Source organism: Pedobacter psychrodurus, from assembly GCF_032678585.1.
Lineage (GTDB): Bacteria > Bacteroidota > Bacteroidia > Sphingobacteriales > Sphingobacteriaceae > Pedobacter > Pedobacter psychrodurus_A.
Window position 1 is genome coordinate 1 of record NZ_JAVTSN010000063.1, and the last position, 15,086, is coordinate 15,086.

The window sequence follows — 15,086 nt, forward strand, 5'->3', positions numbered from 1 at the left end:
GCCTCAGAAAATATTCTGAGGCTTCAATTCATATTTTGATCGCTTAAGCTTTGTTTTTCGTATCCTGTACTTCTAAACGGATCGCTTGAGCTAAGTTTTTCAAATCCTGCATACCTTTACGTATACGGGTTCCAGCAGCGCTGTTACCTTTGTTATAAAATTTGTCTGCATCAGCTTCCAAAGCTGCCACTAAACTTTTTACTTCTTCGAATTTTTTCATTTCTAATTACTCCTATGGTTCTTTTAAGGTTTGATTTTTAATTATCTACTCTAATTTAAAGGGTTTGATGAAATAAAAAAATTTTTGGCGCAATAAAAAACGGCCTTCTATGCCGTTTTTTTCCACATTTTTTGTATTTATAAACTTATTGAATATAAAACAGCATTTTAAACACTTGATAATCAGAAATTTAAAAAAACGCCCTCAATAAAACAGCCCTTTAAACGTATTTAAAGGGCTTTGTAATATTTTAGGTGATCTTAAACGGTTGCGAAAAGATTCTCTTTATAATATCCGTTTTCTAATTTTTCAGCAACTTCACTAAAAGCATCTAAAGTACGTTGTACATCTTCCAGCGTATGTACTGCAGTTGGGATTAAACGCAACTCGATCATGCCTTTAGGAATTACAGGATATACTACAATTGAACAGAATATACTATAGTTCTCACGCAAGTCGTAAGTAATCGCTGTAGCATCAGAAAGTTCTCCTTTTAAGAAAACCGGAGTAACTACCGAATCGGTAACCCCTAAATCAAATCCGCGTTCGCGTAGACCTTTTTGCAAGGTCATGGCAATTTCCCAAAGTTTATCTTTTAACTCAGGCTGGCTTTTTAGCAATTCTAAGCGCTTTAATAAACCGATTACCATTGGCATTGGCAATGCCTTAGCAAAAGTCTGAGAACGCATGTTATACCTTAAAAAATTCGTAATCTGTTCTGTTGATGCAACAAAAGCACCAATACCTGCCATCGATTTAGCGAAAGTTCCGAAATAAACATCAATTCCATCGATACAATCCTGGGCTTCGTGTGTACCAGCGCCTGTTTTACCCATAGTACCAAAACCATGTGCATCATCAACAAGGATACGGAAATTGAAATCCTTTTTCAATTCAACAATTTCTTTCAGTTTACCCTGAGCACCGCTCATTCCGAATACACCTTCAGTAATTAAAAGGATGCCACCTCCAGTTTCTTCTACCAGCTTAGTAGCACGTTCTAATTGTTTGCGGGCACTTTCAATGTCGTTATGTTTATAAACAAAACGCTTACCCATGTGCAAACGTAATCCATCTACAATACAGGCGTGCGATTCTGCATCATACACTACCACATCGTTTCTATCGACTAAAGTATCAATAATGGATACCATACCCTGATATCCATAGTTTAATAAAAATGCATCAGGTTTACCTACAAATTCGGCAAGTTCTTGCTCCAATTGCTCATGGTAGTTTGAGTTACCGCTCATCATACGGGCACCCATTGGGTAGGCCATACCGAAACGTGCAGCAGCTTCTTCATCTGCCTTTCTCACTTCGGGGTGATTGGCTAAGCCTAAATAGTTGTTTAAACTCCAAACCAAATGCTCTTTTCCACGAAACTGCATGTGAGGTGCAATTTCTCCCTCTAATTTTGGAAATGAGAAATACCCATGAGACCATTTCTGGTGTTGGCCTAGAGGCCCCATGTGTTTTGCTATTTTATCAAATATATCCAATGTAATATGTGTTTTTTATAATAAAAATTTTGCGAATTTAAGCTTTATTCGTCTTAAAATCAACCTAATGGTTGATTTGATTGATTTTAAGTTTTTTTAACACGCTAATTTTATGCCAAAAAAGCCCCGATTTTACATCGGGGCTTTAAAATTATATTTGGTCTGTTTTAATCAACGTTATCGTGCAAAAAAGAATTGTTCGGTCTGATCTCTGTACCGCCATCCTGATCGTTGCTTAAAGTAAAGCGGCTAACCTGCGACTCAGAAGAATGTTGAACTTGCTGCAACTGCATTTGTTTGCGTTTGTAGGCAGGTTCGTTCTCCAATTCCTGTAAACCATTGGTGGTACGCAATTTCATACTCAGATCTTTTAAACGTAAAATACGTTCTTTGGATTTTTTCAATTGCTCTTCCATCGATTCGTCGCTTTTGTCATCATCTAAACCAACAACCGGCATTTCGATTTCTGGTTCAGGCTCTGGCATTTGGGCAATCGGTGCTTCGAATACAAAATTGGTTTCAGCCAATTTTACTTCAAATTCAAATCCGGTTTCTTGTGCTTCTTCAACCTGAGGTTCTTCTTCGATTAAAGTATGGCGAACTACATTATTTTCTGGTTCCTGAACTTTTTGAGATTCAGATTTATTAAACATACCACCAAAAAGATCTGCTTGCGAAACTTCTTCCTTCGTTTTTAAAACAGGCTCATATGATGGGGTTGTTTTAGGCTGAATAAAAGAGTTTACAGGTTCAACAGGACGAACCAGCGGCGCTTCTTCTGGTGTTAATAATGATATTTTCTTTTTATTTTTTTCTTCGTTTACGCGTTCTTCCGATGTTTGGAAACCGGTAGCAATAATGGTTACCGAAAGTTTATCACTTAAAGATTCATCGGTACAGTTACCCCAGATTAAATCAGCTGATAAACCAGCTTTCTCCTGGATGTAATCGGTAATGATCGAAACTTCATCCATGGTTACCTCACGCAAGCCAGAACTGATGTTCAATAAAATATAGCGGGCTCCTTCAATTTCGTTATCTTTTAAAAGCGGAGAAGCTAAAGCGCCCTCTACAGCCTGTAATGCACGGTCTTCGCCCTCAGCGGCGAAACTACCCATAATGGCTACACCACTATCTTTCATTACGGTACGCACATCCTTAAAATCCACGTTGATATAACCTGGAACGGTAATGATTTCGGCGATGCCTTTTGCAGCTGTTGTTAAAATATCATCAGCCTGACCAAAAGCAGAGCCCAAAGTTAAGTTTCCGAAGATTTCACGCAGGCGATCGTTAGAGATTACCAGGTAAGAATCAACATATTTCTTCAACTCTTCCATTCCTTCATCGGCCTGAAGCTTACGCCTTTTTCCTTCGAAAGAGAATGGGGTAGTAATGATCGCAACCGTTAAAATATCAAGTTCTTTAGCTGCTTTGGCAATGATCGGAGAGGCACCTGTACCAGTACCACCACCCATTCCTGCTGTAATAAAAAGCATTTTGGTGGTGCTCCCCAACATGGCCTTAATATCATCTATATTTTCTATCGCTGAGTTTTTACCAACCTCCGGAATAGAACCAGCTCCCATTCCTTCGGTTAAACTCGCACCCAATTGTACCTTGTTGGGTATCGGGCTAGATTCCAAAGCCTGGGCATCTGTATTACAAATAATAAAATCCACACCAGTAATACCTGAAAGGTACATATGGTTCACTGCGTTGCCGCCACCGCCCCCAACACCAATTACCTTGATGATTGAAGACTTATCTTTTAACATTTCGAACTGCATATCTTTATGAATCAGTTGTTTAAAAATTTTTAAATTCTGTTCATTACTCAATGTAATATTAACACTTTTTCAACAGACGTTTTCCACAAGTGTTGATAATGTGGAAAACTCTTCTTTTGTGGAAAAATAATTAACTTTTTAAGTAATCTTCATCACTTACATTCATATCATCCTGAATGAAAGTTCTCGTTTTTGCAAGTAATTTATCGAACAAACCTGGTCCGCGTTTCTCTTTTTCCTTTGCTGTTTTTGGTTTTTCTACAAAAACACCTGGCTGTTTCATTTCTTCAATTAACTCTTCTGCTTTCTGGATCCCTTTGATCAACAAACCAACACTGGTTGCATACATGGGGCTTTTCAGATCATCATAGATCGTTTTAGGCATATCTTCGTATTTGGATAAATGCTCGTTCGGATAACCGATACGGCAATCTAAACCGGTTACATATTCTACCGCCTGCGATAAGTGTTTCAATAAAGCACCGCCACCTGTAATTACGATACCACCGATCAGTTTTTTCTCATAGCCGGAAGATTTGATCTCATAGTACACATGCTCAATAATCTCTTCCATACGGGCCTGAATTACATAAGCCAGATTTTTAACAGAGATTTCTTTTGGTTCGCGGCCACGTAACCCCGGAACGCAAATGATTTCGTTTTCTTTATTCTCCTCAGCAAGTGCAGAACCAAAACGTGTTTTTAATAATTCAGCCTGGTTGCGCATCACTGAACAGCCTTCCCTGATATCTTCAGTAACACTATTGCCACCAAATGGAATAACGGCCGTGTGACGGATAATTCCTTCGTGGAAAATGGCAATATCTGTAGTACCACCACCAATATCAACCAACGCAATACCAGCTTCTTTTTCTTCCTCGCTCAACACCGATTCGGAAGAAGCCAATGGCTCAAGAATTAAATCCTGAGTTTGTAAACCTGCATTGTTTACACATTTGATGATGTTTTTTACCGCGGTAACCTGACCGGAAATGATATGAAAGTTGGCTTCAAGGCGTACGCCTGCCATACCGATCGGATCTTTGATTCCCGGTTCGTTATCGATGGTAAATTCTTGCGGCAATACATGGATGATCTCCTCACCCGGTGGCATCACCAGTTTAAACATATCATCAATCAACTTGTCGATATCTTTTTTACCGATTTCGTTGTTTAATTCTCTTCTTGTTAAAATCCCTCTGTGCTGTAAGCTCTTAATGTGCTGACCAGCAATACCCACATTTACCACCTGTATTTCTACATTGGATTGTCCGCTTGCTACTTCAACTGCTTGAGCAATACCCTGAACGGTTTTTTGAATGTTAGAAACCACTCCACGTGTCACCCCCGCCGATTCTGCCTTGCCTATTCCTAAGATTTCTATCTTACCGTGTTGTGTTCTACGACCAACGATAACACAAATTTTTGTAGTACCGATATCCAATCCTACTACAATGGGCGACTGACTGGTAAATTTTGCCTTGTCCATATTCGTTAATTTTGCTGAGTTTTATACTGTTTTTCCAGGGCTCTGATTTCTTTCTCTCTTGCTTCTTTCTCTTTTTTCAATTGCGCCTCAGATTTTGCCGGCTTTAGCTGTGCTGTTACCGTTTGCTTTGGTTTTTCTTTTTTATCCGCGGATTTCGTCTCCTTTGGTTTATTAGCCGTAGTAACCGTTGGCTTCTTTATTTCTGTTTTAATCGTTGCTGTTTTTTTTGGCTCTATCTTTTTAGCCTCGGCTTTTTTTGGTTCAACCTTTTTTGGTTCAACTTTAGTCTCCAACTTCTTAGGCTCTACTTTTTTAGGTTCAGTTTTTTTAACTTCTTCCCTTTTTGGTGCTTCTCTTTCCGGTTGATCAGCCTCAGGGCGATCGTCCATAGTGGCAACAATTGTACTTTTGATCAATGAATCAGCAACACTTCGTTGTATCCTCAAACTATCAGCCGCCGAAAATGTTTTTGCTTTTTTTCCTAAACCCGTCGAATCTCTTTTTTCGCAAACAATCTGGTTGGTGTATTTAATATTTATCGTTTTATAGGTATCCCAACCTATCTGTGGCATTGCTTTTTTATAAAACAACAACAGGTTTTTCATTTTCTTTTCCAGCGAATCTGCATTACCTAAAATGATGCGCTGATTGCCCACCCTTGGAATCAGTTCGATGTCGTTTTTCTGGTCGACTACAATCTGTTCGATCTGGGCATCCCAAAGGGTATCTTTTTTAATGTATTGTGCCGTTTTATATAAATCCTTTGCCAATTGTGTGTGCAGTGTATCTACGCGGCTACCAAAAACTTCCGAAATATGTCCGGTTGCTACCAGTACATTAGCAGTAAAGTTTGATGATATCGGCATTTTTAAACCATCATTGTCGATATAAAAATCCTGACCGTTTTCGTTCAACAGACGCAAAATCGGTTGCCTTTGTTTTACCTCAATATGCAGCACGCCATCCATATCTACATACACCTTTGCAAAGCCGATGTAAGGGTTAGACTGTAGTTTTTTCTCGATCTTATGAATATTAATATTCTCAAGGTTACGACCTAAAAGTATACCCTGATCTTCTTTTAAAATGGCATCAATCTCTTCGCGTTCAATAAAATTATCAGCGCCTGGGATCAAAATTTTAACATCGGTACATTTAACGGTTTGCTTTTTAACGTTAATGAAACCCAAAAGCACCACCACCCCTGCCAGGCTGATCAGCCAGGCAAAGCCAGTAAAAATTGCGTTCCAGTTTATCCGTTTAAGCATGGTTTAAAGTATTTTTTAAAGGCTCGATAATCGTGTCGATATCGCCTGCCCCTACTGTTAAAATTAATTCAGGTTTTGTGTGTTTAACATGCTGAATTACAAAATCTTTTCCACATATCTTTTTATCTTCCAAAGTGATTTTATCCAACAAAAACTGTGAATTAATCCCCTCAAGGGGCAATTCCCTTGCAGGATAAATCTCCAGTAACATCAGTTCATCAGCCGTGCTCAAAACTTTTGCAAATTCGTCAGCAAAATCCCTCGTACGTGTAAACAGGTGCGGCTGAAAAATTACTGTTAACTTTTTATCCGGATATAATTGTCTTACAGCGTCGAAACAGGCCCTCAGCTCTTCAGGATGGTGTGCATAATCATCGATGTAAATTTGATTACCATTGTTCACGATATACTCAAAACGACGCTTAACCCCCTTAAAGTTTGCAACAGCTTGTTTTACCTTTTCAGCATCAATGCCCAATTGTAAAGCGATGGCAATGGCTACAGTTGTATTTTCAACATTGTGTTTACCCGGAAGCATCAAACTGATGTCTTTTATACTCTGGCTACTATCTCTATAATCAAAAACAAATTTCGATCCCTCTACTCTTAAATTCTCAGCCTTAGCCGTTGCAGTAGCACTCGCGGCATAACTGATACTGTTTTCTAAGGGTAATCCTTCGTGCGCATATAAAGTGCCTTCAGCTTTAAGCTGACCAGCAAATAATCTGAACGATTCTTCGAGATGGCTTTTATCTCCATAGATATCCAAATGATCGGCATCCATTGAGGTAACCACTGCAACGTCTGGATGCAGCGTAAGGAAAGAACGGTCATATTCGTCGGCCTCTACCACCACAACATTGTTATCTCCAAAAAGCACGTTGCTATTATAGTTACTGGTTATCCCACCCAAAAAAGCGGTGCAATCGTAACCTGTATCTTTTAATATATGTGCTACAATAGAAGATGTTGTCGTTTTACCATGCGTACCAGCAACAGCAATACAAAACATGCCTTTGCTGATAATACCCAGCACTTCGGAACGTTTTTTAAGTGAAAATCCTTTATCTATAAAATGGTTTAAAATTTTCGAATCTTTCGGAATTGCAGGAGTATAAACCACCAGTGTATCATCATGATTATCCAAAAATGCAGAAGGCAAGGAAGAAGATTCATCAAGGTAGGTAATGAGAATACCTTCCTGTTCTAATGTCTCGGTCAGTTTGGTACGGGTTTTATCGTAACCACAAACCACCTGTCCGCGTTTAGCAAAATAACGGGCAAGCGCACTCATACCGATACCACCGATACCTACAAAGAAAACCCTATTTATTTTACTTAATTCCATTTTTATTAGATTTGAGATCTGAGATTTGAGATATTAAATGTGAGATATCTGACGTAATGCCTTCTCAAAATCTAATATCTCCAATCTCATTTCTTATTTAATCAATTTCAATACTTCGTTCGCAATAATTTCATCAGCCTCTGGCAATGCCATTTTACCCAGGTTTTCAGAAAGCTTTTCGCTTTGTTCTTTATTATTTAATAACGCCAGTGCTTCTTTAACCAATGTATCTTCGGCAGAACGGTCGTTAATTAATATTGCCGCTCCGTTTTTCACCAGAGCCATTGCATTTTTAGTTTGATGATCTTCTGCCACATTTGGCGAAGGCACTAAAATCACCGGCTTTTTAATTAAACAAAGTTCGGCTATGGTGCCCGCTCCTGCCCTGCTGATAATTACATCCGCGGCAGCATATGCCAGATCCATCTTATTTAAAAACTCCAGGATCCGCACATTGGGATGGTATTCCAGCCCCAATCTTTCCACAATCCCGTTATAGTAATATTTACCGGTTTGCCAGATCACCTGCACATCCTGCGCTAGGATATCTGGTAAATGTTTTTCAATTGCTTTGTTCAATGTACCCGCACCTAAACTTCCTCCGGTAACCATAATGGTTTTTTTCAAAGGATCGAGTTTTAACAGTTCGGCACCCTGATAGTGTTTCCCTTTAATATCGACCACTTCCTGACGTACAGGATTTCCTGTTTTTAAAATCCTGTCGGCAGGAAAAAACTGATCCATATCGTCAAAAGCGACACAGATTTTCGATGCCTTTTTCCCCAACCATTTATTGGTTACCCCAGCATAAGAATTCTGTTCCTGAATGAGGTAAGGAATTCCTTTCAAAGAAGCTGCATATAACAACGGTCCCGAAGCATAACCACCAACACCCACTACGGCATCCGGCTTAAAATCACTGATAATCTGCAGGGCTTTACGCACACTACCGATCACCTTGAATGGAAGCGCCAGATTTTTAACAATGGAGCCGCGTTGCATTCCGCTGATATTTAATCCGATAATTTTATATCCGGCCGCAGGAACTTTTTCCATCTCCATCCGGCCTATAGCGCCCACAAATAAAATCTCACAGGCGGGCACCATGCGTTTTAGCGCATTGGCTATGGCTACGGCGGGAAAAATGTGCCCGCCGGTGCCACCACCTGATATGATAATTTTTGGGGAATTATTCATTTTATATTTAATTATTGAATGATAGAATTTTGAATGAGTGAATGTTTACTGACAAATCTTTCATTTTGAATTTTATGTTCATTTTATATTGAATTTTGAATGAGTGAATGCTCACCAGTGATCGTTTCACTCTCAGATACAATCATTCTTTCATTAATTATTTTTATATCTATTTGTTAAATGAGAGCATTTTACAGGGTTGAATGTTTCGTGTACATTCTCTAATTCAATAATTCTCTCATTTAATCATTTATTATTGCTTACCGTTTTTCTTGCTTTGGCTACAATTGCCAAAATTTCATTTACTTCCTTTAATAATGGTTGAGCTTTAACTAAATCTGCAATCCCAGATTCTGTTAAAATTTCAATCCAAAATGCTGTCTCATCAGCCTCTTCTACTACAATACTAAGTTTTGCATAAAACTCAGCTTTTGATCTACTTCTACAAGCAGCTCTATAATTTGCTCCGACTGAAGATGAACACCTTATGAATTGTTTACCTAGTATCCTTGCCTCTTCAGTTTTTGGTAATGCCTGATAGAATTTAATTGAATCTAAAACCAACTTTTTTGTTCTTGCTTTTAAGGCCGTTACAAAATCTACTTTACTTACATTCTCCATCGTTTATTAATTTAAATTTTTAACTCTAAAACTTTGGGATGTTTTATTCAACTATTCTATTATTCTTATTCTATCAATCATTAATTATCCCTATGCACATTCAGTCATTCAATCACTCACTAATTCAATCATTACCTAAGCTATCGCAGGAATCTCTCCAATGATAATTTTATTACTCGTTTTTTCTTCTTTCGAAGTCAGTTTTGCGTTTTCTTCTACATCACGGCTTACACTCAAAATGATACCGAAAGCCACACTGGTAAAGATCATTGATGTACCACCCATACTTACCAGTGGCATTGGCACACCAGTTACAGGCCCTAAACCAACGGCTACTGCCATATTAGCAAAAGCCTGAATCGTAAGACTAAAACTCAGTCCGGCAGCCAACAGCGCTCCAAAAGCCTTGGGCGCTTGAGTTACGATCTTGATACATCGGTATAAAAGCACCAGGTATAGCACCATAATTACAATTCCTCCCAGGGTTCCCCATTCTTCAATAATAATGGCGAAAATAAAATCGGAATAGGGATGTGGCAGGAAGTTGCGCTGCGTACTATTACCTGGTCCTTTACCAAAAACACCACCAGTAGCCAGGGCAATTTTTGCCTGATCTGCCTGGAAAGTTTTATCTGAATGCTGCAGTTCGGGGTGCAAAAAGGTATTGATACGAGACTTATATGTTTCTCTCCTTGGACCTAAAAAAGCAACAAATAACAGTAATATAAAGCCACCTGCGCAAACAATGGCAATTTGTTTGATACTGATCCTACCGATAATTAACAGCAAAATACTTACACCAAACAACATTAAAGCTGTAGAAAGATTCGCCAGTGCGATCAAAACAAAGACCACACAAACCGAACCCATAATTGGTATAAATGATTCTTTAACGTTTTTAATATTTTCCTGTTTTTTGGTCAGCATACGGGCCAAAAATGTAATTAGTGCCAGTTTTGCCAAATCGGAAGTCTGAAAGGTTAACCCAATTACCGGTACCTGTACCCATCTAGCAGCGCCGTTTATCTGCCCACCAAAAACAAGGGTATAAAGCAATAACGGAATGGTTATTATCATCAAAATCTTAGATATTCCGGCATAATACCTATAGTCCAACAAATGAGCAATATAAATCATCCCAATACCCATCAGCACAAAAATGAGGTGTTTTGTTAACAGGAGTTTTTCTACTCCCATTCCTTTTTTATATGCCAAGGTACCCGTTGCACTATATACTGCCATTACAGATATAAGCGAAAGCAGGATGATGATCAACCAGATCCACCTATCGCCTTTTGTTTTATTAAGTAGTGCTTGGAACATATATTAAGTCTCCTATTATAATTCTCTAACTGCCGCTTTAAACTGATTACCGCGGTCTTCATAATTTTTAAACAGATCAAAACTTGCACAGGCTGGCGATAACAATACCGCATCACCTCTCTTGGCCAGGTGGAAAGCAATCTGTGCTGCTTCATCTGCCGAAAAAGTATTTACAATTATTTCTACATCATCTTCAAAAGCATCGTGGATACGCTTGTTGTCCTTACCCAAACAAACAATAGCCTTAACCTTACTTTTAACCAGATCTTTAAGCATATTATAATCGTTTCCTTTGTCAACGCCACCCATAATCAGCACCACATCACTGGTCATACTTTCCAGCGCATACCAGGTAGAGTTTACATTGGTGGCTTTACTGTCGTTGATGAAATCGATGCCAGATATTTTTGCCACATGCTCTAACCTGTGCTCAATATTTTTGAAATTGCCCATGCTTTCGCGGATGGTCTCATTTCTTAATTCTAAAACTTTCGACACAATGCCTGACGCCATAGAATTATAAATGTTGTGCTTGCCCTGTAAGGCTAAATCTGAAATCGTCATGGTTAGCGGATTATTTGGTTCTGTAAGGATATGTATAGTAGTTTCTTCTAAATAAGCACCTAATTCAACTTTGTTAAGAATTGAAAAAGGATAGGTTTTGGCTAAAGGCTTAGTCAGCGCAATGGCTTTCAAACTCTCTTGGTCATCCACGCAATAGATAAAAACGTCTTCTGCGGTCTGATTCTGAACAATACGCATTTTTGATGCAGCGTAATTTTCCAGTTTATATTCGTAGCGGTCTAAATGATCTGGCGTAATGTTCAATAAAACTGCGATATCAGCTTTAAATTCAAACATATCATCAAGCATGAAACTTGAAATTTCCAGCACATAGTAATCGTAATTTTCTGTGGCCACCTGTGCAGCAAAACTCTGCCCGATGTTGCCTGCCAAACCCACATTTAAACCTGCATTTTTTAAGATGTGATAGGTTAATAAACTGGTAGTCGATTTACCGTTTGACCCCGTAATGCAGATGGTCTTTGCAGTTGTGTATCTTTTGGCAAATTCAATCTCTGAAATAACAGAAATTCCTTTTGCTATAAGTTTTTTGATAATCGGCGCTGTTGACGGGATGCCCGGGCTTTTAATCACCTCATTGGCATTCAAGATCAGCTCTTCAGTATGCTTCTCTGATTCGAAGGGAACTGACAGCTTTTCCAATGAAGCTTTATATTTATCGGTAATTACACCATAATCAGATACAAAAACTTCGAAACCTTTTGCCTGAGCCAGTTTAGCTGCCCCGACTCCACTTTCCCCGGCACCAAGAATAACGACACGGCCATGCCCTGCCATTGCTGACTTAGAATTGCCTGATGTGCTATTATTCGTGTTCATTTTCTTTATTTTTTCATAGCGGGCATCAAGTATCAAGACAAGAGCACCACCAACATTGCAAATTTTTGCTTTATTTTTTTTGCCATTTACGGCATTTATACTATTTATCAGTCAGGCATTTTATGCCATCTTAGCTTTATTTTTCTTTTGAGGACGATCTACCTGCCCCCCTTAAAATATTCTCTAGCTTCTACCCCTGAACTATCTCAGTTTCAATGTTACGATCGTCATAATTGCCAGCATGATTCCAATAATCCAGAAACGCGTAACAATTTTTGCCTCGTGATAGCCTTTTTTCTGGTAGTGGTGGTGCAATGGCGACATCAGAAAAATCCTGCGTCCTTCGCCAAACTTCTTCTTTGTATATTTGAAATAGGATACCTGCATAATTACCGATACCAGTTCTACCAGAAATATGCCGCATAAAATCGGGATAAGAAGCTCCTTACGGATCATCAGAGCAAATGAAGCGATGATCCCACCGATGGCCAAACTTCCTGTATCGCCCATAAAAATCTGAGCCGGATAAGAATTGTACCAAAGGAAGCCCACACAAGACCCTACGAATGCCCCTGCAAAAATCATCAGCTCTGCCGAGTTGGGGATATACATAATATTGAGGTAATCAGCCATGATGGTATTGCCAGATACATAAGCCAAAATCCCAAGTGTAATCCCGATTACAGCTGAGGTACCTGTTGCCAGGCCATCAATTCCATCGGTAATATTTGCGCCGTTCGAGACTGCTGTAATGATAAATACAGTAACAATCAGAAAGATGATGAAAGCATATTTCTGGTAATCGCCACCTAAAAACTTCAGCACCTTTGCATAATCGAACTCATTGTTCTTATAAAAAGGGATATTAGTTTTGGTAGATTTTACATCCTGGGTATAATAAAAAGTTTCTCCTTTTTGTCGTAATACCATAGGCACAGATGAAGTACTTTTTACATCATCCTGTACCGTTTCCCTTACCACAATATTTGGATGGAAATACATGGTACAACCTACGATCAAACCTAAACCAACCTGACCTACCACTTTAAAGCGGCCGGCCAATCCTTCTTTATTTTTTTTAAAAACCTTGATATAATCATCCAGGAAACCAACGGCGCCCATCCAGATCGTTGTAATGATCATCAGAATGACATAGATGTTAGAAATATTGGCAAACAGCAATGTTGGTATAAGGATACCCAGCAAAATAATAATACCACCCATGGTAGGGGTACCCTGTTTTTGCATCTGTCCTTCCAAACCTAAATTCCTTACCGTTTCACCAACCTGTTTTTCATGCAGATAATCAATTAATCTCCTTCCGTAAACAGTGGTAATCACCAATGATAAAATAATAGAGATAGACGCACGGAACGTGATGTACTGAAACAACCTTAAACCAGGTATATCGTAATGCTTATGCAGGTATTCGAATAATAAATATAACATTAGCTGATTGGTTTTAATTGTTCAAGTAAAATCTCTTTATCATCAAAATGGTTCCTTACCCCATTAATCTCCTGGTATTTCTCATGTCCTTTACCGGCAACCAGAATAATATCTCCCGGTTTTGCCAAATGGCAGGCCGTTTTTATCGCTTCTCTCCTATCTAAAATGGATAAGGTTTTACGCTTATTGGTGGGTGAAACGCCCGTTTCCATTTCGTTAATAATCGTTTGGGCATCTTCAGTCCTCGGGTTATCAGAGGTCAGGATCACCTTATCGCTCCAATCGCAGGCTACCTGAGCCATAATCGGGCGTTTTGTTTTATCCCTGTCCCCACCGCAACCGATTACGGTAATAACCTGTTCGGTACCTTTGCGGATATTGGCGATAGTACTTAATACATTCTGAACAGCATCTGGCGTATGGGCATAATCTACAATGCCAATAATTTTATCCGCAGAGGTGATATAATCAAACCTTCCTTCCGCACCCGATAAACGGCTTAACAGCGTCAATACTTTTAATTTGTCCTGTTCCAGTAAAATTGCTGTCCCATAAACAGCTAATAGGTTATAGGCATTGAATGATCCTACAAGCTTGAAGTATACATCCTCATTATCGATATCCAAATGCAGGCCGCTGAACTGGTTCTCAATAATTTTCGCTTTAAAATCAGCCAGTTGCTTCAGCGCATAGGTTTTTTTGTGCGCTTTTGTATTCTGCAGCATCACCATACCATTTTTATCGTCGATATTGGTGAGTGCAAATGCTGATTTGGGCAAGCCGTCAAAAAATGCTTTTTTGGCTTTTAAATAAGCATCAAAGGTTTTATGAAAATCTAAGTGATCGTGTGTTAAATTTGAAAATACCCCGCCAGCAAAAGTCAGGCCTTCAATCCTGTGTTGCGAAACCGCATGTGAGCTTACTTCCATAAAACAGTAATCGCAGCCTGCATCAACCATTTCTCTTAAAAGTTGATTCAGGGCAATCGGATTGGGTGTAGTATGTGTCGCCGCCACAACCGTATCATTGATGTAATTTTCAACTGTTGATAAAAGCCCTGTTTTGTAGCCTAAATCTTTAAATAGTTTAAAAAGAATGGTGGCGATAGTGGTTTTCCCATTGGTTCCGGTGATACCGATCAGTTTTAAATCTGCTGATGGATTCCCAAAATAATTCCCTGCAATAATCCCCAAAGCAACTGATGTGTTTTCTACTTTAACATAAGTAACCCTAAAGTCATGGATTTCTGGTAGATTTTCGCAAATAATTACCCCTGCTCCCTGTTGAATGGTCTGCTCAATAAACTGGTGCCCGTCAGCCGCTGTTCCAACAATCGCAAAAAAGATATCATCCTTAGCTACTTTACGTGAATCGAAATTCAGGGCACTGATTTCCCTATCGGTTTTGCCAACCAATTCTTTAATCGTTACACCGTAAAGTAAATCTTGTAATTGCATTTTATTGTTTATTCTTTT

The 15,086-nt window shown here is 39.0% G+C and carries 12 protein-coding genes; all 12 read right to left on the bottom strand.

Going from position 1 to position 15,086, the window contains the following annotated elements; all coding sequences use genetic code 11:
- Positions 1-43: 43 nt before the first annotated feature.
- The gene (locus tag R2S57_RS27365) at positions 44-220 is read right to left on the bottom strand and encodes a hypothetical protein (RefSeq protein ID WP_056871440.1); all 177 of its coding nucleotides are present in this window, start codon (positions 218-220) and stop codon (positions 44-46) included.
- Between the two features lie 260 nt (positions 221-480).
- Positions 481-1,722, bottom strand: coding sequence for an aminotransferase class I/II-fold pyridoxal phosphate-dependent enzyme (locus tag R2S57_RS27370; RefSeq protein WP_316848099.1), 1,242 nt, complete (start codon positions 1,720-1,722; stop codon positions 481-483).
- Positions 1,723-1,889: 167 nt separating this feature from the next.
- On the bottom strand, positions 1,890-3,512 hold the full coding sequence (ftsZ, locus tag R2S57_RS27375; protein ID WP_316848100.1) for a cell division protein FtsZ: 1,623 nt from the start codon (positions 3,510-3,512) through the stop codon (positions 1,890-1,892).
- A gap of 130 nt (positions 3,513-3,642) precedes the next feature.
- Entirely contained in the window at positions 3,643-5,001 is a 1,359-nt protein-coding gene (ftsA, locus tag R2S57_RS27380; RefSeq protein ID WP_055915204.1) for a cell division protein FtsA, read from the bottom strand.
- A gap of 5 nt (positions 5,002-5,006) precedes the next feature.
- Positions 5,007-6,269: a cell division protein FtsQ gene (locus R2S57_RS27385; protein ID WP_316848101.1), complete on the bottom strand. Its 1,263-nt coding sequence runs from the start codon at positions 6,267-6,269 to the stop codon at positions 5,007-5,009.
- Positions 6,262-7,617 (bottom strand): UDP-N-acetylmuramate--L-alanine ligase, encoded by a 1,356-nt coding sequence (gene murC, locus R2S57_RS27390; protein ID WP_316848102.1) that lies wholly within the window; start codon positions 7,615-7,617, stop codon positions 6,262-6,264. The genes R2S57_RS27385 and murC overlap by 8 nt, the downstream gene beginning before the upstream one ends.
- Positions 7,618-7,710: 93 nt before the next feature.
- Positions 7,711-8,814, bottom strand: coding sequence for an undecaprenyldiphospho-muramoylpentapeptide beta-N-acetylglucosaminyltransferase (murG, locus tag R2S57_RS27395; RefSeq protein ID WP_316848103.1), 1,104 nt, complete (start codon positions 8,812-8,814; stop codon positions 7,711-7,713).
- A gap of 246 nt (positions 8,815-9,060) precedes the next feature.
- A complete protein-coding gene (locus R2S57_RS27400; protein ID WP_316848104.1) occupies positions 9,061-9,435 on the bottom strand; it encodes a four helix bundle protein in 375 nt (124 codons plus the stop codon).
- 135 nt (positions 9,436-9,570) lie between these two features.
- Positions 9,571-10,758, bottom strand: coding sequence for an FtsW/RodA/SpoVE family cell cycle protein (locus R2S57_RS27405; RefSeq protein WP_316848105.1), 1,188 nt, complete (start codon positions 10,756-10,758; stop codon positions 9,571-9,573).
- Positions 10,759-10,773: 15 nt separating this feature from the next.
- On the bottom strand, positions 10,774-12,162 hold the full coding sequence (gene murD / locus R2S57_RS27410; RefSeq protein WP_316848106.1) for a UDP-N-acetylmuramoyl-L-alanine--D-glutamate ligase: 1,389 nt from the start codon (positions 12,160-12,162) through the stop codon (positions 10,774-10,776).
- A gap of 201 nt (positions 12,163-12,363) precedes the next feature.
- A complete protein-coding gene (mraY, locus tag R2S57_RS27415) occupies positions 12,364-13,611 on the bottom strand; it encodes a phospho-N-acetylmuramoyl-pentapeptide-transferase (protein WP_316848107.1) in 1,248 nt (415 codons plus the stop codon).
- Positions 13,611-15,068, bottom strand: coding sequence for a UDP-N-acetylmuramoyl-L-alanyl-D-glutamate--2,6-diaminopimelate ligase (locus tag R2S57_RS27420; protein WP_316848108.1), 1,458 nt, complete (start codon positions 15,066-15,068; stop codon positions 13,611-13,613). Before R2S57_RS27420 ends, mraY begins: the two co-directional genes overlap by 1 nt.
- Positions 15,069-15,086 lie beyond the last annotated feature (18 nt).

What these genes read in the sequence shown, in the direction of transcription:
- murG (WP_316848103.1), bottom strand. Translation starts at nt 8,814, where the DNA reads ATGAATAATTCCCCAAAAATTATCATATCAGGTGGTGGCACCGGCGGG.
- R2S57_RS27365 (WP_056871440.1), bottom strand. Translation starts at nt 220, where the DNA reads ATGAAAAAATTCGAAGAAGTAAAAAGTTTAGTGGCAGCTTTGGAAGCT.
- ftsZ (WP_316848100.1), bottom strand. Translation starts at nt 3,512, where the DNA reads ATGCAGTTCGAAATGTTAAAAGATAAGTCTTCAATCATCAAGGTAATT.
- R2S57_RS27420 (WP_316848108.1), bottom strand. Translation starts at nt 15,068, where the DNA reads ATGCAATTACAAGATTTACTTTACGGTGTAACGATTAAAGAATTGGTT.
- murD (WP_316848106.1), bottom strand. Translation starts at nt 12,162, where the DNA reads ATGAACACGAATAATAGCACATCAGGCAATTCTAAGTCAGCAATGGCA.
- R2S57_RS27385 (WP_316848101.1), bottom strand. Translation starts at nt 6,269, where the DNA reads ATGCTTAAACGGATAAACTGGAACGCAATTTTTACTGGCTTTGCCTGG.
- murC (WP_316848102.1), bottom strand. Translation starts at nt 7,617, where the DNA reads ATGGAATTAAGTAAAATAAATAGGGTTTTCTTTGTAGGTATCGGTGGT.
- mraY (WP_316848107.1), bottom strand. Translation starts at nt 13,611, where the DNA reads ATGTTATATTTATTATTCGAATACCTGCATAAGCATTACGATATACCT.
- R2S57_RS27405 (WP_316848105.1), bottom strand. Translation starts at nt 10,758, where the DNA reads ATGTTCCAAGCACTACTTAATAAAACAAAAGGCGATAGGTGGATCTGG.
- R2S57_RS27400 (WP_316848104.1), bottom strand. Translation starts at nt 9,435, where the DNA reads ATGGAGAATGTAAGTAAAGTAGATTTTGTAACGGCCTTAAAAGCAAGA.
- ftsA (WP_055915204.1), bottom strand. Translation starts at nt 5,001, where the DNA reads ATGGACAAGGCAAAATTTACCAGTCAGTCGCCCATTGTAGTAGGATTG.